Here is a 20,466-nt window from a genome sequence, read left to right as displayed (position 1 = left end):
CCGATTCAGCGGATGAGGATGCGCTAGGCAATCGCCTTGCGCATCTCAATTGATGTCGTCCGATCGAAGCCGGCATGGCGATTCTCCGCTGTCTTCCGGAAGCCCCAGGCAGTGAAGGTGGCGTGATTGTTGATGAGCTCGATCCGCGTTTCCAGCCGCAAGTCTTTGAGGCAAAGCTTTCGCGCCGTAGCCTCGGCCATAACAAGCAGGCGCTTGCCGATACCCTTGCCCTGCGCTGCAGGCAGCACGGCGAGCTTGCCGACGTAAAGGCTTTCCGCCTCCGGCCGGCAGAAAATGCAGCCGGCCAGCTGCTCGCCCTCAAGTGCAATGTATGCGATCTCGCTGATCGCCTTCGCCTTCAATATCTCCGGCGTCAACGCGAGCGCCGAGGAGGGCGGATCAATGCGCCCGTTCATATAGGCGAAGGATGTCAGGATAAGATCCAGCAACGCATCCCAGCGGTCAAAGCGACCATTGAGCCTTTGAATTGTAATATCGCTCATTCCGCCGCGACCCGAGGGCGTTTACGGCGATAGCGCACGGTTTCGAAGCGTGCGGAAAGCCCGTCATAGAGCAGCAGGCGGCCGATCAGCGGCTCGCCGATACCGGTGATAAGTTTGATCGCCTCCATCGTCATCAGCGTGCCGATGACGCCGGTGAGTGCGCCGATGATTCCCGCCTCCGCGCAGCTGGGGATGAGGCCTTCCGGCGGTGGCGCGGGAAACAGATCGCGATAGCGCGGATGGGGGTTGCCATCCGCATCGCTTTCATAAGGCTTCAGGGTGGTCACCGACCCGTCGAATCGTCCGACAGCGCCGGTTACCAGCGGCAGGCGCGCCGCCTCGGTCGCATCGGCAGCCGCATAGCGCGTGTCGAAATTATCGGAGCCATCGATGACGAGATCGAAGCCGGCGAGGTGCCGCGCAGCCGTGTCCGGGCTGAAGCGCTCCTCGAAGCGAATGGTGCGCACATGCGGGTTGAGCCGCGCGATGGCCTCTGCCGCGCTCCGGGTTTTCATCTCGCCGATCGTGCCCGTGTCGTGAATGACCTGCCGCTGCAGGTTGGACAGCGAAACGCGGTCGTCATCGGCAATGCCAAGCGTGCCGACGCCGGCGGCGGCGAGATATTGCAGCACCGGCGCACCAAGGCCGCCGGCACCGATGACTAGTACGCGGGCCGCCTTCAATTTTTGCTGGCCGGCGCCGCCGACCTCCGGCAGGAGGATATGGCGGTGATAGCGGCCGATTTCGTCTGAGGTCAAAGGGTCCATATTGACGAGTCTAGCACAATCGCGGCAAAGGAGACGCTAGGATTTCGAAATGCCGCCATGCGCCACGGTAAAGAATTGCGCGCGCTCGCCAAGGGCCGAGAACATCGCCTTGTCCGTGCCGGTCATGAAGGCCTGGCCGCCGAGCCCGTCGATGAGATCGAAAAGTGCCGCGCGCCGGCCTTCGTCGAGATGCGCGGCGATCTCGTCAAGCAGCAGGATCGGCGCATGGCCCGTGAGGTTGCCGACAAGGCGCGCATGGGCAAGGATAAGGCCGACAAGCAGCGCCTTTTGCTCGCCGGTCGAGCAGCGCTCCGCCTCCATGTCCTTTTCGCGATGGCGCACGAGAAGATCGGCCCGGTGTGGCCCATCCAGCGTGCGGCCGGCGGCCGCATCGCGGTAACGTCCCTCGCGCAGCATGTCTGCGTAAATGTCTTCCAGGTCGACGGCCGGCCGATGGAACTGTCCGTCGAGGAAGCCGGATAGCTCCAGCGCTGCCGAGGGGAAAGGCGTCGTCTCGCGCGTCTCGGCAATCAGCCGCGACAGAAGGCCGAGCATTTCCTGCCGCGCGATCGCCATGGCGATGCCGAGGCTCGCCATCTGCTCCTCGATACCCCCAAGCCAGGACGGATCGAACCGGCTTTCGGACAGCAGCTTGTTGCGGCTGCGCATGGCACGCTCGAAATCGCTGGCGCGACGGCCATGGGCGGGATCGAGCGACAGCACCAGCCGGTCAAGGAAGCGGCGGCGCTCCGAGGAGCCGCCGGTGAAGAGGCCATCCATCGCGGGCGTCAGCCAGAGAAGGCGTAGGTGATCGGTGAGTTCATCGACGGCCTTGGCCGGCGTGCCGTTGATTCTGAGCCGGCGCGCACCACTCTCATCGGTCGTATCGATGCCTGTGCCGATCTCGACGATGCCCTCCATGCCTTCGAGCTCGGCGAAGATCGAAAATCCACCCGGTGCGCTGACCCGGGTGACATCGGCATAGGCGGCGCGGCGCAGGCCGCGGCCGGGCGACAGCAGTGATACTGCTTCCATGAGATTGGTCTTGCCCGCGCCATTGTCGCCGGTCAGCACCACATGCCGCTCGTCAAGTGTCAGCGCCGCTGCCGCATAGTTGCGGAAGTCGGAGAGCTTCAGGCGCGAGATGAAAACCTTGTTCGGCATCGGTCTTTCTGATTCTCAGTCAGTGGCCGAGGGGTATGCCGAACCCCGCCCAAGTGCAAGGATTTTGCCGTCGGCAATGGTATAAGGCGCCGTCAAGGGCCACCCTCGTCCTTCGACAGGCTCAGGATGAGGGTGGAGTGAGCCGCGGGTCCGCGGAAGCTGAGACAAGGCGAGAGGATCAGCCCTCATGGTGAGGAGGCCCGCAGGGCTGTCTCGAACCACGAGGGTGGGTGATTTGCCCTCCAAACAAAGGTCCGGGCGAATCATCGCCAGGATCTATGCGAAACAATCTGATTCGCCATCTCGGGATTTGAATTCCTGCAACGGTTGGTATTGGCGCATGGCGCTACCTATATCGCCATGCTCGGCAAAGTTTCGGGCAAGAGGGGCCATCCATTGGATTCTGCAAAAACACTGCTCGCAGATACGCATGTCGACTGGACACGCGTGAAGACGGGCGAATCGGGTGATTTCGTCTTTCGGCGCGAAGACGGCCACGCCTATGCGAAGATCGCGGCATCTGCGCGGTCTGCCGATCTTGCCGGCGAGCGCGACCGGCTGCTTTGGCTAAAGGGCAGGGGGATCGCCGTTCCCGAAGTCATCGACTGGCGCGAGGCGGAGGAGGGGGCGTGCCTGGTCATGACGGCAATCTCCGGCATACCGGCGGCTGAACTGGATGGCGATGCCTTGCTGAAGGCCTGGCCGTCGATGGTGCGGCAACTGAAATCTCTTCACGGGCAGCCGATCGGTCAATGCCCCTTCGATCGTAGCCTGTCGCTGATGTTCGCGCGGGCGGTGGATGTGGTCTCGCGCGATGCGGTAAACCCGGATTTCCTGCCGCCGGAGGATTGGAATAAGCCAGCCCGCGAACTGCTTGATCGCGTCGAGCGCGATCTGCCCATCCGGCTCGCTCGGGAGGCCACCGACAAGGTTCTCTGCCATGGCGATGCCTGTATGCCAAACTTCATGGTCGATCCGCATAGCCTTGAATGTACTGGGCTGATCGATCTCGGTCGGGTCGGCAAGGCGGATCGCTATGTCGATCTCTCGCTGATGATTGCCAACGCCGAAGAAAGCTGGGCGACGCCCGTACAGGCGCAAAGGGCCTTTTCGATCCTGTTCGAGACACTGGAGATCGTGGAACCGGATCGCGAGCGTCTCGCCTTCTATCTCCGGCTCGATCCGCTCACCTGGGGCTGATTCGCAAGCTGACGAGTGATTCGCGTGCCCAAACAAAAAATCCGGCCGAATCATCGGCCGGATTCATGTGAAACACTTTTAATTCGCGGCTCAGTCGCTGAACGTATCGAAGAAATCCTTCATGCGGGCAAAGAAGCCCGTCGATTCGGGATTATTGTCCTTCGAAGAGATCTGCTCGAATTCCTGCAGCAATTCGCGCTGGCGCTTGGTCAGCTTCTGCGGTGTCTCGATCTGGATCTGGATGTAGAGATCACCGACCTGGCTGGAGCGCAGCACCGGCATGCCCTTGCCCTTCAGGCGGAACTGCTTGCCGACCTGCGTTCCTTCGGGAACGGTGACGCGCGACTTGGTACCGTCGAGCGTTGCCACGTCGAAGGTGCCGCCGAGCGCTGCCGTCGTCATCGAGATCGGCACCGCGCAATAGAGATCGGCGCCATCCCGCTGGAAGAATTCATGCGGCTTGACCGACAGGAAGATATAGAGGTCGCCCGAAGGGCCGCCGCGCACGCCCGCTTCGCCTTCGCCCTGCAGGCGAATGCGCGTGCCGTCTTCGATGCCCGACGGAATGTTGACGGAGAGCGAGCGCTCCTCGGTCACCCGGCCCTGGCCGTGACATTTCGTGCAGGGATCGGGGATGATCTGGCCGCGGCCATGACAGGTCGGGCAGGTGCGCTCGACGGAGAAGAAGCCCTGGGCGGCGCGCACGCGACCAGAACCCTGGCAGGTGCCGCAGGTCTTCGGCTGCGTTCCGGGCTTCGCGCCCGAGCCCGAACAGACGTCGCAGGTGAGCGAGGTCGGGACGCGGATTTGCGCCGTCTTGCCGCTGAAGGCCTCTTCCAGCGAGATTTCCATATTGTAGCGAAGATCGGCGCCGCGCTCGCGACCACCGGAAGAGCGACCGCGTGCGCGACCGCCACCCATCATCTCGCCGAAAATATCCTCGAAAATATCGGAGAAGCCACCACCGCCGAAGCCGGCGCCAAAACCGCCGCCGCCGCCCATGCCGCCATGCTCGAAGGCAGCATGGCCGTAACGGTCATAGGCCGCGCGCTTCTGCGGGTCCTTGAGCGTTTCATAGGCCTCGTTGATTTCCTTGAACTTCCGCTCGGCGCTGCTGTCGTCCGGATTCTTGTCCGGATGATATTGCATTGCCAGCTTGCGAAAGGCGCTCTTCAGCTCTTTCTCGTCCGCCGTCTTGGAGACGCCCAACGTCTCGTAAAAATCCGCTTTTGCCATTAAGGATTAGAACCCCGGAAATGGATTTCCGGCTGCCAAAGGCAGCCGGATCATGCGCTTAACCCCTTAAATTGATACAATTTAAGGAAAGGCTTATGCGCCACTTCAAATTCTACTGCGACCTTTGCGCGTCCAAAAGGACGCGCGGCGCAGTAATTCCTCGAGAACCTTTCGGTTCGCGCTTATGCAGACCGCTTGTGGTCGTTTTCGTCCTTGATTTCCTCGTAGTCGGCATCGACGACATCGTCCTTGCCGGTTGCTGCCGAGGCATCGCCCGGGGCTGCTTCCGCCTGCTGCGACTCATAGATTGCCTGGCCGAGTTTCATGGAAACTTCCATGAGCGTCTGGGTCTTGGCCTTGATGTCTTCGGCATCCGGCTCGGAAGCTTCGGTTGCCGTCTTGAGGGCTGCGATGGCGTCCGAGATCGCGGTGCGATCGGCTTCGCTGACCTTGTCGCCGTAATCCTTCAGCGACTTCTCGCTGGAGTGGATCAGGCTTTCGGCCTGGTTCTTGGCTTCAACGCCCTCGCGGCGCTTCTTGTCTTCAGCAGCGTGAGCTTCTGCATCCTTGACCATCTTTTCGATGTCGGCGTCGGAGAGACCGCCGGAAGCCTGGATGCGGATCTGCTGTTCCTTGCCTGTACCCTTGTCCTTGGCCGAAACCTGAACGATGCCGTTGGCGTCGATATCGAAGGTCACTTCGATCTGCGGTACGCCGCGCGGTGCCGGCGGCAGGCCGACGAGGTCGAACTGGCCGAGCAGCTTGTTGTCGGCAGCCATTTCGCGCTCGCCCTGCGAGACGCGGATGGTCACGGCCGACTGGTTGTCGTCGGCGGTCGAGAAAGTCTGCGACTTCTTCGTCGGGATCGTCGTGTTGCGTTCGATCAGACGGGTGAAGACGCCACCCAGCGTTTCGATGCCGAGCGACAGCGGGGTCACGTCGAGCAGCAGAACGTCCTTGACGTCGCCCTGCAGAACGCCGGCCTGGATGGCGGCGCCGAGTGCGACGACTTCATCCGGGTTGACGCCCTTGTGCGGTTCCTTGCCGAACAGCTGCTTGACGACTTCCTGCACCTTCGGCATGCGGCTCATGCCGCCGACGAGAACGACTTCGTCGATCTCGGCAGCCGTGACGCCGGCATCCTTGAGAGCGGCCTTGCACGGAGCGATGGTGCGCTGGACGAGATCGTCGACCAGGCTTTCCAGCTTGGCGCGCGTCAGCTTCAGCGTCAGGTGCTTCGGACCGGTGGCGTCTGCCGTGATGAAGGGCAGGTTGATTTCGGTCTGCTGCGCGGACGAAAGTTCGATCTTGGCCTTCTCGGCAGCTTCCTTCAGGCGCTGCAGAGCAAGCTTGTCGCCCTTGAGGTCGATGCCGTTGTCCTTCTTGAACTCGGCAACGAGATATTCGACGAGGCGCATGTCGAAGTCTTCACCGCCGAGGAAGGTGTCGCCGTTGGTCGACTTCACTTCGAAGACGCCGTCGCCGATTTCGAGGATCGAGATATCGAAGGTGCCGCCGCCAAGGTCGTAAACGGCGATGGTCTTTCCGTCCTTCTTGTCGAGACCATAGGCGAGCGCGGCAGCGGTCGGCTCGTTGATGATGCGCAGGACTTCGAGACCGGCGATCTTGCCGGCATCCTTGGTTGCCTGGCGCTGCGCGTCGTTGAAGTATGCGGGAACGGTGATGACGGCCTTTTCGACCTTTTCGCCGAGATAGGATTCGGCGGTTTCCTTCATCTTCTGAAGGATCATTGCGGAAATCTGCGCGGGCGAATAGCCCTTGCCCTGGGCTTCGACCCAAGCGTCGCCATTGTCACCCTTGACGATCGTGAAGGGAACAAGGTGCTTGTCCTTCTCGACGGTCGGATCTTCGTAGCGGCGGCCGATCAGGCGCTTTACGGCGAAGAGGGTGTTCGTGGGGTTTGTGACAGCCTGACGCTTGGCCGGCTGGCCGACGAGGCGTTCGCCGTCGTCTGAGAAGGCAACCATGGAGGGGGTCGTCCGGGCGCCTTCGGCATTCTCGATCACTTTCGCGTCCTTGCCGTCCATGACGGCGACGCAGGAATTTGTCGTTCCAAGGTCGATACCAATTACTTTTGCCATGTCATTCTCTCCTTGAAGCAAGCTATCGGAACCCCTGTCAGGCATTCCATTGACAGCCCCTTACGGGATGGTCTTGAGGATTGCGCAGCCATGACTGCGGTGATGCCGCGTATATAAGTAGCGGTTTTACTGACTGCAAGGCAGGAAATGGCCTGAAATCCAGCAAAACAAATGGTTTGTCGTCCAAATTCCACATGGTCCCATATGCGCCGAGGACCCGTGGATTTGACGCGACCGCGTATCAGAGCAGCCTTGCCGCGGCCATGCAAGCGTCTACTGCATAATTCCTTAAATCGGGATCGATTTAGGGATAAAATCACGCAGCGGATCTAAAGTGCCACAGCGACCTCAGAGCCGGATGATTTCAGGTCGAATCGACCTGAAATCTGAATCCGTCTCTAAATGAAAAAGTTAGAGCGGGATGTCGCCCGAAAACCGCTCGCACTTTTCGGCATCCCGCTCTAGCGCGCCATATATGACGCGCGGCGCCGTGGGTGCAAAATTGCGATTTTATCGGCCGAGGATGACGTCGAGCAGCGAGGAGCGATGCGGTCGCGCGGTGGCGACCGGCGCGCCGCTGTCGCCGACATCGGCAGGCGGAATATCGCTGCTGTCATAGGGGTTGGAGCTATAGGGATTTGCGTCGTCGGCGAGATTCGCCGGCGGCAGGTCCTGCGGGTCTTCGTTGGCTGCTGTCTGGTTGACGATCTGCGGCTGGATCGGCTGCTGTGCCGGTCTTTGCTGCAAGGTCGGCTGCTGGACTGGCTGCCCATTGTCCGCCACACCGGAGATGATGTTGCCGATCGTCGTCGGCTGGTCGCCGTTCGGCGCGGTCTGTGCCATCGGCAGGCCGTTGTCGATGATCTGACCGCCGCCGAAGATCGGCGTCGGCGTGATGCCCTTGTGGGCGGCGATCATGAATTCCTTCCATGCCTTGGCCGGCAGCCCGCCGCCGGTCACCTTGCGCATCGACTTGCCGTCGTCGTTGCCAAACCAGACACCCGTCGTCAGATGGCTGGTAAAGCCAACGAAAAGCGCATCGCGGAAAGATTGCGTCGTGCCCGATTTGCCGGCCGCCTGCCAGCCGGGAATGCGCGCCGACTTGCCGGTGCCGTAGGCGATGACGCCGGCCATCATGGCGTTCATGTTGGTGACGATATCCGGGTTCAGCACGCGCTCGGGATTGTCGGTATTGGCCTGGTAGAGCACCTTGCCGGAGGCGGTCGTCACCTTGGTGATGACATGCGGCGCCACCTTGAAACCGCCGTTCATGAACGTCGCATAGGCGGAAGTGAGCTCCAGCAGCGACACTTCGGACGTGCCGAGCGCGATCGAGGCATTGGCCTGCAGGTCTGATTCGATGCCGAGCCTGTGCGCGACCTTGATGACCTGATCCGGCCCGACTTCCGCGACGATCTGGGCGGCAACCGTATTTAGCGACTTGGCCACGGCTGTCGCAAGCGTCACCGGTCCGCTATAGCGCTGCTCGTAGTTTTCGGGTGCCCAGTTGCCGATCTTGACCGGCATGTCGTTCCGGATCGAATTGGGCGTCAGGCCCGCTTCCAGCGCTGCGGTATAGACGAAGGGCTTGAAGGCCGAACCCGGCTGGCGCTTGGCGGTAACCGCGCGGTTGAACTGGCTCTGTGCATAGTCGCGGCCGCCGACCAGCGCGCGGATGGCGCCCGTCGCATCGACGGAAACAAGCGAGGCCTGCGAGGCGTTGAGCTTCCTACCGTCCTTTTCGAGCACGTCGCTCAATGCCTTCTCGGCTTTCTCTTCGAGCGACATGTCGAGCGTGGTGTCGACGATCAGGTCTTCCTTGACGTTTCCGCCGATCAACTTCGGAAGCTGGTCCATGACCATGTCGGCGACATAGTTTTCCGCGCCGCTCCAATAGCTCTTCGATCGCGTCGGCGGCTGCGACATCGCCGTCTTGGTATCGGCCTCGGTGATGAAACCCTGGTCCTGCATGGCCTGCAGCACCAATTGCGCACGGGCCTCGGCGGCAGCCGGGTCGCGAGCCGGCGACAGTCGCGAGGGAGCCTTCACGAGGCCGGCGAGCATCGCCGCCTCGCCGAGATTGACGTCCTTGGCCGACTTGTTGAAGTAGCGCCGCGAGGCTGCCTCGACGCCGTAGGCGTTGGAGCCGAAATAGACGCGGTTCAGGTACATCGTCAGGATCTGGTCCTTGGTGTACTTGTGCTCCAGCCACAGCGCCAGCAACACTTCCTGCACCTTGCGTTCCAGCGTGCGATCCGGCGACAGGAACAGGTTCTTGGCGAGCTGCTGCGTCAGCGTCGAGCCGCCCTGGACGGCGTGCCCGGTCACCACGTTCGTCACCACGGCGCGGGCAAGGCCGATCGGATCGAAACCGAAATGCGAGTAGAAGCGGCGATCCTCGATGGCGATGATGGCTTCGGGAATGTAGGGAGACATGTCGCTGAGCGTCACGGCTTCCCCGCCCGTCGTGCCGCGATTGGCAATCAGGCTCCCGTCGAGGTCGGTGATCTTCACGTTCGGCGGCCGCTCGGGAATGACCCAGGTGCTGGCGCTCGGCATACGCGAGCCATAATAGGCGACGAGGCCCGCAAGGCCGATGCCGACCCAGAGGCAGAGCACGAGGCCCCAATAGATCGTCGAGCGAATGAAGCCGAAGAAGCCGCGGCGCGGCCGCGCCCGTCGTGCCGGCTTGCGGCGGCTACGGGTGCGGCGAGGTTTTTCGACCACGGGTTCTTCCTCGTCGTCTTCGTCTTCTTCCTCGTCGGGTTCCGGTTCTTCGTAATGTTTCTTCGCCGAACGCCGGTTGCCGATGATGCGCTCGCCGGCATTGAATCCATTGTCGATGCGTTCGCGGCCGCTGGAAAAGGACGGTTCTATCCTCTGGCGTGATTTTTTCTTATCTGCCATTGCCGGCCGGTCGTACCTCGGTGCCCAGTGTTTCCATGTCTTCTATCAGGCTGATCGCAGCGGCGGTAGAAATCTTTGAGCCTGTTCGGCCGCCCTGGGCCAGCGCGTCACCCCGAAAACCGATCCCGGCCATCGAGGCGGAGCGGCTCGCCATTGGTTCACGCACCCCTCGTGAAGACATCAAATCCCGCCTGAACTGTAAATGCGGCGATTTAAGGAGGGATTAAGAACATTCCGATCCGCAATGCCGATGCGTTCGTCCCGCGTCTGGGCAGGCGTGCGTAGGGAACTTTTCGCTACCCTGAGCATTATCCTTCCATAAGAACAAAGAGGGCGAACAGATGAGTTCACTGCTGAAGATAGAGGAAGTTGACAAGAGCAAGCTACGCGAGGTCTGGAGTGTCGAGGATTTCGCTCGTCGCCACCGGATTTGCAAGGAAGAGGAAGCCCGGCTGAAGAAGCTGTTCGGCGACTTCGCAACCAAGCAGGAATTGCTCTCCAACGCGCAGAGGCCGCCTCAATTCCGCTGATGGGATTCGTTGAAAGGGAATTGGCAGGCCGGGCGCGATGTTCATCGGAGGCCGCTTCGACCGAAGGGTTCGCAGCGGAGGAGGCTATGCCAATGTGGAAACGTTTCGAACTCTGGCTGGTCGACCAGATCGATCGGATATTCGGTGTCGAATGGCTCGCGCGCCGCGCCGGCTTTTCCCCGGACGAGGCACGCCGTATCGCGCGCGAAAAATAATTCGCTGGGATGATCCGGAAAGCCTCCCGAAATGGCTGTTTGCTCGAAGTTCACGGAAAGCATTTCGCTCGGTCGGGCAGGGCGAAGCTTTCATGCCGGATGCGGCGATACTTCGCGCAGCTCATGCAATCTTCCATATTTTCGAATTGTCTGATCGAGGTTATAGTACTGTCACATGGCCGTCATTGGCGGGCGGTCGCAGGCAATTGATAGCGCGTGAGGAGGAGTATTCATGCGACACGTCAAATGGAGCAATCCAATCGAGATCGGTTTTGCTCAGGGTACCTTCCAGCTTGTGACGGGTCCTTCCGAGGCCTTGAATTGCATGGCCAATCTCTGGCCGGATCGGCGCGGTCCGCTCTATGTGGCGGCAAGAAGCCTTTGCCGGGCGGCGATCGACGGCCGCAAGTCGGCCGAAGAGGCGCGCGAGATGTTCATTTCAGCGACGCGGGAAGCGCATCTGAAAATGCATTGAAGCGCCGGTACTATTCGCGCCGATTAACCGTCCAGGTCTTGCGAGCCGGCGAAAGTACGGCAGGAGTCGAGGGTTTGGAGGCGCGTTGTTCCATGAAGGCATCTCGTGAATGCTGCTCCCGCGCGAAGCGGTGAGCGTATTTCTCCGATAGGCGATGCACTCAACCAAAAAGGCCGACGACTTTGAAAGTCGTCGGCCTTTTGGCTTTTTAAAGCATGTCGCGCAAAAGTGTGCAGCGGTTTTGCGACGACGACATCAGCAAAATCAAAGACCTAAAGCGCGAGACGCCGATCTGAATGATCGCGACGCGCTTTAGGAGTGTCGCCGGCCGTCAGCGGTTCGAGCCTCTCACGGACATCCGGCAATTGGGCTCCGATGCGGGGCATGGGTCCCTCTGGTCGGGGCTGTAAGGCCCCGGTGCGCCGGCGTTCGGCCGCGGATTGTTCTGCGGCTGCGGCTGTGGTTGCGGTTGAGCCTGCTGCGGCTGCCGCTGCGGTTCCGGGCGCGGGCGGTTGTCGGGGCGATTATTGTCCGGGCGGTTGTTGTCGCGCTGGCGATCCGGCCGGTTACCCCAGTCTTGGTTGTTGTCCGGCCGCTGACGGCCCCAGTCGCGGTTGTCGTCTCGCTGCCTGTCCCAGTTGCGGTCGCGGTCAGGTCGGCGGTCCCAATTGCGGTCCGGTCTGTTGTTCCAGTCCGATCCGCCATCCCAATCACGGTTGCGGTCGGGGCGGCGGTCCCAGTTGCGATCCGGTCCGTTATCCCATCCCGGAGCATTGCGGTCCCAGCCGCTGTCGGGCCTGCGATCGACCCAGCCCGGGCCGCGGCGCCAACGGTCGCGATCGCGATAGAAGTCGCGGCCGCGATAGTAGCGGCCCCAGTAATCGTCGAAATTGAAGACCACGGTCGGGATGCCGAGCGGGCGATAATATTGCGGGCCGACATAGATGCGGCGCGATTGATAGGTCGCCTGGATATAGCGGCCGGCCACCCATCCGCGGCCGCCATAGAAGGAAACGTCGCACCAGGGCGTCTCGTTGAGGCAGCCGTTGATCTGCAGCGGCACGCCGACGGGGATCATCGTCACCGCCGGATAGGCGGTGCTCGGGCCGGATCGCATGTTCACATTTGCCGTGGCAAAACCTTCCGCCGCTTCCGCGATGGCTGGCAGCGCAACGAGCGCTGCCAGAATGCCCGCCGCAAGAACCTTGAACTTCATAGATATTCTCCCTTTGCGCACCTTCGCCGCGAAATCGCCGCCCGGTGCCTGTTCCGCTGTCGTGCGCCTACCCCGGCGCCATTCGGTAAGACTTTCCAATTTCGGCAAGATAAAGGCCTGGCCATGCACGGAATCTGATAGGATTCCATGATGCCTCTTCAATCTTTGCATGTGTTGTAGGAGTATGTGCATGAATGCAGCTTGAACGGCGTCGTTTGAAGCTGAAAAGTTGCAGGCCCTCTGCCAAGGCTTACTTGCCTTCGGAGGCCTTACCGTCGTGGCAGCCTTGGCCGCGTGAAATGCTTTTTGGAAGAAACTGGAAATGCGGCCTTGAAATTGCCACCTTGCACGCCGATATACGCTTCAGTCATGCAGCCGATGGGCGCTGGCGCGCTGAAAAGCGAGCCGTTTCGTCTGTCGATATCATGGAAGTGACGTTAACTCTTCGTTGACCTTTCATGATCAATCTGGCTGCAGTTCCGCCCTTGCCTTTGACCACGGATGTACTGGCACTGATGTGAAGGCGGATGGCGAAAGGCCGGATCATTCCGGCCTTTTTGTTTTTTGGCGATGGCGTGCTTCCGGCGAAAGCGGAGCGCGCCATTTTCATTTTCAGCCTCTCTCAAGCGCCAAAAGAAAAACCGCCGCAGATGACTGCAGCGGTCTCTCATTTCGAGCGATGCGCCCGCGAAAGCGGGCGATATCCTTAGTTCGCCTTCTTGGCCGCAACCTTGACGACCTTGGCCTTGGCCGGAGCCTGTGCGAGGGTTGCCTTGCTGGCCGGGACATAACCTGCGCCGATGTTGACGTTCAGCGCGATGTAGTCGAGAGCGCTCTGTTGGACGGCCTGAGCCAGGCTCTGCTGGGCAGCGGTCACGTTACGCTGTGCGTCGAGAACGTCGAGCAGCGAGGATGCGCCGTCCTTGTAGCTTGCCGTCGAGAGCTGCAGGGCTTCCTGGTAGGACTTGACCTGAGCCTGCTGTGCGGCCACCGTCTGTGCGTCGCGGCTGACGGCCGACAGGTAGTTTTCAACCTGTTCGACAGCTGACCGCACCGTCGACTGCCAGGCGAGGTAGTTTTCGCGGCTCGTCGATTCGGCACTCTTGACGCCGGCGCGCAGGGCACCGCCGTCGAAGATCGGCAGGTTCAGCGACGGGCCGAACGACCAGGTGGTCAGGCCGCCGCTCGCCGAGGAGCTATGGATATAGGTCGGCGAAATCGCGCCGCTGAGCGTGATCGACGGGAAGAGCTTGGCTTCCGCCACGCCGATCTGGGCCGTCGAGGCTGCGAGGGTGCGTTCCGCAACGCGAACGTCCGGACGGTTGCGGATGAGGTCGGCGGGAACGCCGGTGCGGACGCTGCCACGGAAGACTGGCTGCCTGCCGCCACCCTGCATCTGTGCGATGATCGTCGATGAAGACACGTTGAGCAGCGTCGCGATGTGATGCACCTGCTGGCGATAGCTGATTTCATAACCAGGTATCAATGCCAGCGTCGAGTTGACAAGGCCTTCGGCCTGTACCACGTCGAGGCGGGATGCAGCACCGGCTTCGAGCTGGAACTTGGTCAGCGAAAGCGTGTCGCGCCGCGACTTCAGGTTTTCCTGAGCGATCGAAATGAGCGCCTGGTAATAGCGGGCATTGACGTAGCTGTTGGCAAGATCCTGCAGATAAGTCAGACGCTGGACGTCGACGGTGGAATAGGCGGCGTCGAGCGAGGCATTGGCACTTTCGGTTGCGCGGCGATACTGACCCCAGAGGTCGAGCAGCCAGGAAGCCGAAGCGGTGCCGGTCGTCGTGTTTCGCCGTGTACCAGGGGAGACAACCGAGCCGCCTTTCTGGCCGCTGGTCGTGTTGTCGCCGCTGACGGTGAGGCTTGGGAGGCCGCCTGCACCCGCCGTGACGACGGCAGCTTCCGCCTGGTTGATACGTTCCAGCGCTTGCTGGATGGTAAGGTTCTGGGCAAGTCCCTGTGCAGCGAAGGCATTCAGCTTGGGATCGCCGAAAGCGGTCCACCATTGCGAACCGGCGACATCGCCGTTTGCCTTCGTACCGCCCTCCGAGAATTTGGCCGGGAGAGGCATTTCCGGTGGCTTATGGTCTGGGCCGCTGACGCAACCTGCCAAAACAAGCAGCAGGGCGGGGGCGGCAGTACGAATGGAAACCATCACATTGTCCCACAATTCAATTTACTGATCAGTGTTTTTTCGGGATCGAGATGACCCCATATGCCGGCGCTCCAGTTCTTACGCAGTACAAACAATGACCCGAAGCGGTCGGCGTTAATCTAGCAACGAGTTTTGCAATAGCACAGTGGCTTTTACGAATTCTCGGCTGCGAACATATGTGGGATCGACCGAAATATCAGCGTGCCGTTAAAAAAAATATAAAGTGTTGCAAAAAACATACCCTTTTACGCACAATCTAATGGTGCATCGAGGCCAAAGGGTGACGATCACCGCAACCCTAAGGAGTTGTGGCGTGCGATTCGCGTGATCAAACGTCCATTCGGACTGTCTTTACGGGAAATAGCGGGTCAGGCTTGTGCGAACCCGATCAAGCGGCGTCGCACCGCGATCATCGGCCACAAAAGCTATGCCCGTGATTGCCTCATAGGCGCGGATATAGACCTTGGACGTCTCCTCGACGAGCTCGCGCGGAATCTCGGGAATCTCATCCTTGTAGGGATCGCAGCGTTCGGTGACCCAGGCTCGCACGAAATCCTTGTCGAAGCTTTCCGGGCGCACACCCTTCTGGAAGCGATCCTCATAGCTTGCGGCCAGCCAGTAACGGCTGCTGTCGGGCGTATGGATTTCGTCGGCGAGGATGATGGTCCCATTTTCGTCGGTGCCGAATTCATATTTGGTATCGACGAGGATGAGACCTCGCTTGCGGGCGATTTCCTGCCCGCGTGCGAACAGCGCAAGAGCGTATTTCGACAGCGTCTGCCATTGTGCTTCGGTCAGAAGTCCGTGCTCGATGATCTGGCTTGGCGTCAGCGGCTCGTCATGGCCGCCGTCGAATTCCTTGCTTGTCGGGGTGATGATCGGTTCCGGCAGGATCTGATTGTCGCGCATGCCATCCGGCAGCGTGATGCCATACATCTCCCGCTGACCCTTCTTGTAGAGCGTCAGGACAGAAGTGCCCGTGGTGCCGGCAAGATAGCCGCGGACGACGACTTCGACGGGCAGGATGTTCAACCGCTTGCCGACGACGACATTCGGGTCCGGATAGTCGATCACATGGTTAGGGCAGATATCGCGCGTCTGTTCGAACCAATAGCGCGCCGTTTGCGTCAGCACCTGACCCTTGTAGGGAATGCAGGTGAGGATGCGATCGAAGGCGCTCAACCGGTCGGTGCTGATGATGATGCGGCTGCCATCGGCCAGATCATAATTCTCGCGCACCTTGCCGCGATAGTAGTTGGGCAATTCCGGGAAATGGGCTTCGGAAAGAATTCGCAACGCGTCCACCAACAGGCTCGTGCATCCGCCCGACGGATGCTTCTTGAGCGGACCCTTAACCCATTGCGGCCGGAATCGGAACGGTTTTCATATATAATAATATGTAACCGGCTCCATCCGTCGGGTTGCCGGCGGGAAAAGCGGTCAACCCGGCCGCCGCCAGCCACCGTTTTCGTTCCGCTCAAGGATCGGCGTCGAAAAGACGCCGACGATCCGCTCGCTCCACTGCCTGCCGTCCAGATCGACGCGCTCCCGCCAGCGATCGGACTGCAGCATGGCCGCGCCGATCACGACGGGCTCGATACCGCAGGATGCCAAAAGCGAAAGTCCGGAAACGATCGAGGCGCCGCTGGAGATCACGTCGTCGACCAGCGCGACGCGCTTTCCCTGCAGCAGCGGCAACATGCGCGGGTCTATATAGAGACGCTTCTCCTGGTTCGGCGTGGTGATGGAGGAGAGCGAGACCGATAGTTCATCGCGATACCAGAACTTGCGCGACGTTCCGAGCGGTACGTAGCGCGCATGGCCGAGCGCGCGCGCCACGGTCGCTGCAAGCGTCAGGCCGAGTGTCGGCAAGCCGGCGACGACGTCGATGTCATGGGCCGCGATCCGTGCGGCCAGTGCTTCCGCCAGCGCCTCCTGCACGGCAAAGCTCGCCTGATTGACGATCAGTGATGCGAGCGCGTGGTCGCCGTCGGCGAGCACGCGGATCGGCAGGAGCAATTGCCGTCTGTCCGGTAATTCCGCCACATGGAAATCCGCACGCTCTTGCCTTGCATCGAAGGTGCCGGGCGCATGCAGCTCCTGCCAGAAGTCATGGGGTTGCATCGCATTCCGCCTTCTATCTATTGGCCTTCATTCCGGCGCGCCGGTGCAGTCCGAGGATTTCGCCTTCGCTCAAGGCTCGCACGCCGCCCTTTGGCAGGTCGCCAAGCGCGATATCGCCGAAGGCGACACGCACCAGCCGCAGGCATTCGATGCCGAGCGCCTCCAGCATGCGCCGGATCTGGCGGTTACGGCCCTCCTTCAGCTCCACTTCGATCCAGCCATTGCGGTCGCCGCTGCGCAACAGCCGGGCCGAACTGGCGGTCAAAAGCTCGCCATCGTCGATGATGCCGCGTTCCATGCGCGCAAGCTGTTCGTGATCCATGATCCGGTCGACCTGCACGTGATAGGTCTTGCCGACGTGGCTGACCGGATCGAGCAGAGCCTGTGCCAGCACCGTATCGTTGGTAAAGAGCAGCAGTCCCTCGCTCGCCTTGTCCAGCCGTCCGACGGGGGCAAGGTGCCGGGCATCGATATCCCTGAGGCAATCATATACCGTTGGCCGTCCCTCCGGGTCGTCGCGAGTGGTCACCAGCCCGCGCGGCTTGTTCAGCATGAAATAGAGCTTTTTCTCGGCAGCGATCTCGGTGCCGTCGACCGCGAATTTCGAATGTTCCAGATCGACCCAGGTCGTAGGATCGGACACTTTTCGGCCGTCCACGGTCACGCGGCCCGCCGCAATCAGTGCCTCGGCCTGGGTGCGGGAGCAATAGCCGAGCTTGGAAAGCGCCCGCGGCAAGGTTACGCGCTTGCCTTCGGGCTCCTGCCTGCCCTTTGCCGCCTTGGTGGATCTTTGCGGTGATTGCCGTTGGCTCACCCGTCTTGCCTCATGCGCTTGTTGCCGTGACCCGACATTGCCGCCGGTGAAGGCCAATCCTTTCGCACGGCGGCGAACCGGACGCAAATTGCATCGCGGAGGTGAGGTCGGAGGCGGGGCGGCTCGGGAAGCAGACAGGGCTCGTATTTCATGGATACGAGCCCTGTCGCGGACCGGAGCGGGCGATGGGGTCGGGTAGACGGCAACGGGGTTGCCGCCATTCGCTCCGGAGGGATCGCGGTTGCACAGAAACTGCACCGCTTCTTTTGCTGGGATTTTTCAAAACAGGGGAAATTTGTTACAGTTTGTAACGCTGGCCGTTTCTCTGTTGCCAAAACCGCCTCTCGCCCCGCATGGAAGGGCCATGGTTTCCGCATCGCTGCTTCTGGTCGAGGACGACCGCGAGATTAGGGCGCTCCTCGAGGAGTTCCTGAGCCGTGAGGGTTTTTCCGTGCAGGCGGCCGACAGTGCCGTCGCCATGGATCGCATTCTGTCCAAGGGTTTTCCCGATCTGATCATCCTTGATCTGATGCTGCCGGGCGAGGACGGCCTCTCGGCATGCCGCCGCATCCGCGCCCGCAGCAAGGTGCCGATCCTCATGCTGACGGCGAAAACGGAAGATATCGACCGCATTCTCGGCCTCGAAATGGGCGCCGACGATTATCTCGGCAAGCCTTTCAATCCGCGTGAGCTTCTGGCGCGCATTCGCGCCATTCTCCGTCGCTCGGGGCCGGAGCGGCCGGAAGATGCCAGCACTCCGTCAAGGCGCAAGAGCTTTGCGGGGCTGACCGTCGATCTCGATGGCCGGGTGATCGAGATGGATGGCGAGCGCGTCGTGCATCTGACGACGGCGGAGTTCGATCTGCTCGTCTGCTTCCTCGAAAGGCCGCGGCGTGTGCTCTCGCGCGAGCAATTGCTCGACTGGACGCGCGGTCGCGGCGCCGATCCCTTCGATCGTACCATCGATGTCACGGTCTCCCGCCTGCGCACCAAGCTCGGGCATTGCCTGCCCGATGGCGCCCATGTCATCACCACCGTGCGCAATGCCGGCTATCTCCTCACAATGGACGTGAAGGATGTCTGAGCCATGCTGAAACTCGGTCTTGTCGCCCGCATCATCATGATCGTCGCGGTGGCATTGTTCATCATACAGCTCGCGGCATTTGCCGCCGCACAGCTGAAGCCGGACACGCCATTCAATCCGGAGCTGTCGCCCGCCATGCAGGTCAAGACGGCGATCCGGCTTCTCGACGCCATTCCGCCCGAGGCGCAGCAGGCCGCCGTTCGGGCGCTGAATGCCAATGGTCTGGCCATCCGTCTCGCCGATCCGCCGGCTCCAGGTCAGAAGGAGGAGGCGTCCAATCTGACGCTGACCGACAAGCTGGCGCGCGAATTCGCCAATATCGCCTTGGGCAATCGCTACTTCAACATGCGCTCGCTGTCCGAAAGGCCGCAGGGCTGGTTCTCCGTCGGAGCGCCGGACAGGATCATGGAAGTGTCCATCGGCGTTGCCGGCGGCAAGGTCGCCGTCTTCAACCTGCCCGACACGCCGACGGTGCGCTTGAACGGCGTTCCCGTCGGCCTGATCGCCGGCGTGCTCGGCATGCTGGTCGCCGTCATCGCCATTGCCGCCGTGGCGCGTGAAACCCGGCCGTTGACGCGCCTGTCGCGAACCGTCAACTCGATCGGCAATGGCCTGCAGCCGGTTCATATTCCTGAAAGAGGCGCCTGCGAGCTGCGCCTGCTGATCAAGGCGATCAACGCCATGCAATTGCGCATCGCCGCGCTCGTCAGCAATCGCACCCTCATTCTCGGCGCGATTTCGCATGATTTGAGGACCTATCTGACCCGCTTCCGCCTGCGCATGGAAATGATGCCGGAGACGCCGCATCGCGAGCGGGCGATCGCCGATGTCGAGGCCATGCAGCGGCTCGTGGAGGATGCGCTCGGTTTTGCCCGCAGCACCGTCGTCTCGGACGGCAAGACCATTGTCGATCTCGATGCCGCCATTGCTGTTCACCTCGCCGAGCGGCAGGACGAACAGGACCTTGTCGTCTTCGCGCCGATCGGCCAACCGATTGCCGTGGCAATGACAGAGACCGCTCTCGTGCGGGTGCTGGACAATCTCATGGACAATGCCCTGCGTTACGGCGGCCGAGCCGATATTGCCGTCGAACGCCGCGGTGACCTTGGCGCTATCGTCGTCGGCGATCGCGGGCCGGGCATTCCCGCGGAGCGTCGCAAGGAGGTGCTCGAGCCTTTCGTGCGGCTGGAGGAATCGCGTAACCGCGATCTCGGCGGCAGCGGCCTTGGCCTTGCAATCGTTCGCCAGATTCTCGATGCGCATGGCGGCGCGCTTTGTCTGGAGGATCGGCAAGGAGGCGGGCTGAATGCCGTTGTTCTGTTGCCGCTGGCGATGATGGAAAGAAAAGCAGCCTGAAATCAAGTGTAACTACACGGCAATCGCGCTCGCGCGCGATCGAGGCGCTGCTTGGGGTTGCCTGCTCAATGGCAGGTCAGGAACCTCTGCAACTCCTGCCTGCTTAATACGATACCGGCCGCCGCCTTCTGCGGATCAGGATGCGTATAGGTAAAGCTCGGCAGATCGGGCAGGTCCAATGCCTGGCGCATGCTCATGATACCGAGCGCGCGTCGGCCATTGGCGCTGTCGAAGCTGACTTCGATAATGCTTTCCGGTCTTGTTGTATGCATTGTTTCCTCCCTTCCCTAATATTTGGCCTAAACCATATCAGAAAGCTGATGTAAAATCTCGGTTTTTCTAAGGCTTGCGGCCGGCGGATTTGCCGGGCGCGCCGTCCGCCGTCCGCCGTCCGGCGGTCAGGAAGGGCATGCTTTAATGGATGGGCGGGGCGTCCGTTGAGGTAAAGCCGTCGGATTTTACCGCTGGAGCAAAATTTGACCATCCGGACAATGTTTTTTGCGGCTTCCGAGGTAAAATCGCCCTACATTTCTGGCTCTGTTACAAATTATTGTTTTGTATCAGGTGTTTAGAAAAATGTCAGAATTTTTACAGTTGGAGTGTTGA

General features: G+C 61.1%; 20 protein-coding genes. 8 read left to right on the top strand and 12 right to left on the bottom strand.

What is annotated here, in order from left to right:
• Positions 1 to 23 precede the first annotated feature (23 nt).
• From ACIQWP_RS29215 to recF, 3 genes are read right to left on the bottom strand one after another with little or no spacing between them, the layout of a single operon-like run.
• Positions 24 to 494: a GNAT family N-acetyltransferase gene (locus ACIQWP_RS29215; RefSeq protein ID WP_402795507.1), complete on the bottom strand. Its 471-nt coding sequence runs from the start codon at positions 492 to 494 to the stop codon at positions 24 to 26.
• A gap of 5 nt (positions 495 to 499) precedes the next feature.
• Positions 500 to 1,270, bottom strand: coding sequence for a molybdopterin-synthase adenylyltransferase MoeB (locus tag ACIQWP_RS29210; protein WP_402795271.1), 771 nt, complete (start codon positions 1,268 to 1,270; stop codon positions 500 to 502).
• A gap of 36 nt (positions 1,271 to 1,306) precedes the next feature.
• Positions 1,307 to 2,434 carry a DNA replication/repair protein RecF gene (recF, locus tag ACIQWP_RS29205; protein WP_402795268.1) on the bottom strand — a complete coding sequence of 376 codons (1,128 nt, stop codon included), beginning with the start codon at positions 2,432 to 2,434 and terminating at the stop codon, positions 1,307 to 1,309.
• Between the two features lie 396 nt (positions 2,435 to 2,830).
• Between recF and ACIQWP_RS29200 the strand changes: the two genes are divergently transcribed.
• Positions 2,831 to 3,634: an APH(3'') family aminoglycoside O-phosphotransferase gene (locus ACIQWP_RS29200; RefSeq protein WP_402795265.1), complete on the top strand. Its 804-nt coding sequence runs from the start codon at positions 2,831 to 2,833 to the stop codon at positions 3,632 to 3,634.
• A 90-nt stretch (positions 3,635 to 3,724) separates the two neighbouring features.
• Here the strand turns inward: ACIQWP_RS29200 and dnaJ are convergent, their stop codons facing one another.
• The 3 genes from dnaJ to ACIQWP_RS29185 form a co-directional block, all read right to left on the bottom strand.
• The gene (gene dnaJ, locus ACIQWP_RS29195) at positions 3,725 to 4,870 is read right to left on the bottom strand and encodes a molecular chaperone DnaJ (RefSeq protein WP_402795262.1); all 1,146 of its coding nucleotides are present in this window, start codon (positions 4,868 to 4,870) and stop codon (positions 3,725 to 3,727) included.
• A gap of 182 nt (positions 4,871 to 5,052) precedes the next feature.
• Positions 5,053 to 6,972 carry a molecular chaperone DnaK gene (dnaK, locus tag ACIQWP_RS29190; RefSeq protein ID WP_402795260.1) on the bottom strand — a complete coding sequence of 640 codons (1,920 nt, stop codon included), beginning with the start codon at positions 6,970 to 6,972 and terminating at the stop codon, positions 5,053 to 5,055.
• 510 nt (positions 6,973 to 7,482) lie between these two features.
• Positions 7,483 to 9,879, bottom strand: a complete 2,397-nt coding sequence (locus ACIQWP_RS29185; RefSeq protein ID WP_402795257.1) for a transglycosylase domain-containing protein — start codon at positions 9,877 to 9,879, stop codon at positions 7,483 to 7,485.
• 341 nt (positions 9,880 to 10,220) lie between these two features.
• On the opposite strand from ACIQWP_RS29185, the gene ACIQWP_RS29180 reads away from it, so the two are divergent.
• From ACIQWP_RS29180 to ACIQWP_RS29170, 3 genes are all read left to right on the top strand, one after another.
• A complete protein-coding gene (locus ACIQWP_RS29180; RefSeq protein WP_402795255.1) occupies positions 10,221 to 10,409 on the top strand; it encodes a hypothetical protein in 189 nt (62 codons plus the stop codon).
• A gap of 92 nt (positions 10,410 to 10,501) precedes the next feature.
• Complete coding sequence (locus tag ACIQWP_RS29175) at positions 10,502 to 10,624, top strand: hypothetical protein (protein WP_402795253.1); 123 nt, start codon at positions 10,502 to 10,504, stop codon at positions 10,622 to 10,624.
• Between the two features lie 232 nt (positions 10,625 to 10,856).
• Positions 10,857 to 11,099 carry a DUF982 domain-containing protein gene (locus ACIQWP_RS29170; RefSeq protein WP_402795251.1) on the top strand — a complete coding sequence of 81 codons (243 nt, stop codon included), beginning with the start codon at positions 10,857 to 10,859 and terminating at the stop codon, positions 11,097 to 11,099.
• Between the two features lie 331 nt (positions 11,100 to 11,430).
• On the opposite strand, the gene ACIQWP_RS29165 is transcribed toward ACIQWP_RS29170, so the two are convergent.
• Entirely contained in the window at positions 11,431 to 12,315 is an 885-nt protein-coding gene (locus ACIQWP_RS29165) for an SH3 domain-containing protein (protein WP_402795248.1), read from the bottom strand.
• A 194-nt stretch (positions 12,316 to 12,509) separates the two neighbouring features.
• On the opposite strand from ACIQWP_RS29165, the gene ACIQWP_RS29160 reads away from it, so the two are divergent.
• The gene (locus tag ACIQWP_RS29160; RefSeq protein ID WP_402795245.1) at positions 12,510 to 12,767 is read left to right on the top strand and encodes a hypothetical protein; all 258 of its coding nucleotides are present in this window, start codon (positions 12,510 to 12,512) and stop codon (positions 12,765 to 12,767) included.
• A 75-nt stretch (positions 12,768 to 12,842) separates the two neighbouring features.
• Positions 12,843 to 13,025, top strand: coding sequence for a hypothetical protein (locus ACIQWP_RS29155; RefSeq protein ID WP_402795242.1), 183 nt, complete (start codon positions 12,843 to 12,845; stop codon positions 13,023 to 13,025).
• On the opposite strand, the gene ACIQWP_RS29150 is transcribed toward ACIQWP_RS29155, so the two are convergent.
• From ACIQWP_RS29150 to ACIQWP_RS29135, 4 genes are all read right to left on the bottom strand, one after another.
• Positions 13,022 to 14,482 carry an efflux transporter outer membrane subunit gene (locus ACIQWP_RS29150; RefSeq protein WP_402795239.1) on the bottom strand — a complete coding sequence of 487 codons (1,461 nt, stop codon included), beginning with the start codon at positions 14,480 to 14,482 and terminating at the stop codon, positions 13,022 to 13,024. The genes ACIQWP_RS29155 and ACIQWP_RS29150 overlap by 4 nt on opposite strands.
• Before the next feature lie 351 nt (positions 14,483 to 14,833).
• Positions 14,834 to 15,778 (bottom strand): phosphoribosylaminoimidazolesuccinocarboxamide synthase, encoded by a 945-nt coding sequence (locus tag ACIQWP_RS29145; RefSeq protein WP_402795503.1) that lies wholly within the window; start codon positions 15,776 to 15,778, stop codon positions 14,834 to 14,836.
• 144 nt (positions 15,779 to 15,922) lie between these two features.
• Positions 15,923 to 16,606 (bottom strand): phosphoribosyltransferase, encoded by a 684-nt coding sequence (locus ACIQWP_RS29140; protein WP_402795237.1) that lies wholly within the window; start codon positions 16,604 to 16,606, stop codon positions 15,923 to 15,925.
• A gap of 13 nt (positions 16,607 to 16,619) precedes the next feature.
• Positions 16,620 to 17,420, bottom strand: coding sequence for a pseudouridine synthase (locus tag ACIQWP_RS29135; RefSeq protein WP_402795234.1), 801 nt, complete (start codon positions 17,418 to 17,420; stop codon positions 16,620 to 16,622).
• A 364-nt stretch (positions 17,421 to 17,784) separates the two neighbouring features.
• On the opposite strand from ACIQWP_RS29135, the gene ACIQWP_RS29130 reads away from it, so the two are divergent.
• Both ACIQWP_RS29130 and ACIQWP_RS29125 read left to right on the top strand, forming a co-directional pair.
• On the top strand, positions 17,785 to 18,504 hold the full coding sequence (locus tag ACIQWP_RS29130; RefSeq protein ID WP_402795231.1) for a response regulator: 720 nt from the start codon (positions 17,785 to 17,787) through the stop codon (positions 18,502 to 18,504).
• Positions 18,505 to 18,507: 3 nt separating this feature from the next.
• Complete coding sequence (locus ACIQWP_RS29125) at positions 18,508 to 19,860, top strand: ATP-binding protein (protein WP_402795229.1); 1,353 nt, start codon at positions 18,508 to 18,510, stop codon at positions 19,858 to 19,860.
• 65 nt (positions 19,861 to 19,925) lie between these two features.
• On the opposite strand, the gene ACIQWP_RS29120 is transcribed toward ACIQWP_RS29125, so the two are convergent.
• A complete protein-coding gene (locus tag ACIQWP_RS29120) occupies positions 19,926 to 20,132 on the bottom strand; it encodes a hypothetical protein (protein ID WP_075856804.1) in 207 nt (68 codons plus the stop codon).
• Positions 20,133 to 20,466: the final 334 nt, after the last annotated feature.

The sequence above is a fragment of the Rhizobium sp. NPDC090279 genome (assembly GCF_044769665.1).
Lineage (GTDB): Bacteria > Pseudomonadota > Alphaproteobacteria > Rhizobiales > Rhizobiaceae > Rhizobium.
Note: the sequence above shows the minus strand (reverse complement) of the source record. Positions and strands in the feature narration are given on the sequence as shown.

Bases quoted from the DNA above. Each gene is read 5' to 3' on its own strand.
- ACIQWP_RS29210 (WP_402795271.1), bottom strand. From the start codon at position 1,270: ATGGACCCTTTGACCTCAGACGAAATCGGCCGCTATCACCGCCATATC.
- recF (WP_402795268.1), bottom strand. From the start codon at position 2,434: ATGCCGAACAAGGTTTTCATCTCGCGCCTGAAGCTCTCCGACTTCCGC.
- dnaJ (WP_402795262.1), bottom strand. From the start codon at position 4,870: ATGGCAAAAGCGGATTTTTACGAGACGTTGGGCGTCTCCAAGACGGCG.
- dnaK (WP_402795260.1), bottom strand. From the start codon at position 6,972: ATGGCAAAAGTAATTGGTATCGACCTTGGAACGACAAATTCCTGCGTC.
- ACIQWP_RS29185 (WP_402795257.1), bottom strand. From the start codon at position 9,879: ATGGCAGATAAGAAAAAATCACGCCAGAGGATAGAACCGTCCTTTTCC.
- ACIQWP_RS29180 (WP_402795255.1), top strand. From the start codon at position 10,221: ATGAGTTCACTGCTGAAGATAGAGGAAGTTGACAAGAGCAAGCTACGC.
- ACIQWP_RS29175 (WP_402795253.1), top strand. From the start codon at position 10,502: ATGTGGAAACGTTTCGAACTCTGGCTGGTCGACCAGATCGATCGGATA.
- ACIQWP_RS29170 (WP_402795251.1), top strand. From the start codon at position 10,857: ATGCGACACGTCAAATGGAGCAATCCAATCGAGATCGGTTTTGCTCAG.
- ACIQWP_RS29165 (WP_402795248.1), bottom strand. From the start codon at position 12,315: ATGAAGTTCAAGGTTCTTGCGGCGGGCATTCTGGCAGCGCTCGTTGCG.
- ACIQWP_RS29160 (WP_402795245.1), top strand. From the start codon at position 12,510: ATGCAGCTTGAACGGCGTCGTTTGAAGCTGAAAAGTTGCAGGCCCTCT.
- ACIQWP_RS29155 (WP_402795242.1), top strand. From the start codon at position 12,843: ATGGCGAAAGGCCGGATCATTCCGGCCTTTTTGTTTTTTGGCGATGGC.
- ACIQWP_RS29150 (WP_402795239.1), bottom strand. From the start codon at position 14,482: ATGGTTTCCATTCGTACTGCCGCCCCCGCCCTGCTGCTTGTTTTGGCA.
- ACIQWP_RS29140 (WP_402795237.1), bottom strand. From the start codon at position 16,606: ATGCAACCCCATGACTTCTGGCAGGAGCTGCATGCGCCCGGCACCTTC.
- ACIQWP_RS29130 (WP_402795231.1), top strand. From the start codon at position 17,785: ATGGTTTCCGCATCGCTGCTTCTGGTCGAGGACGACCGCGAGATTAGG.
- ACIQWP_RS29125 (WP_402795229.1), top strand. From the start codon at position 18,508: ATGCTGAAACTCGGTCTTGTCGCCCGCATCATCATGATCGTCGCGGTG.
- ACIQWP_RS29120 (WP_075856804.1), bottom strand. From the start codon at position 20,132: ATGCATACAACAAGACCGGAAAGCATTATCGAAGTCAGCTTCGACAGC.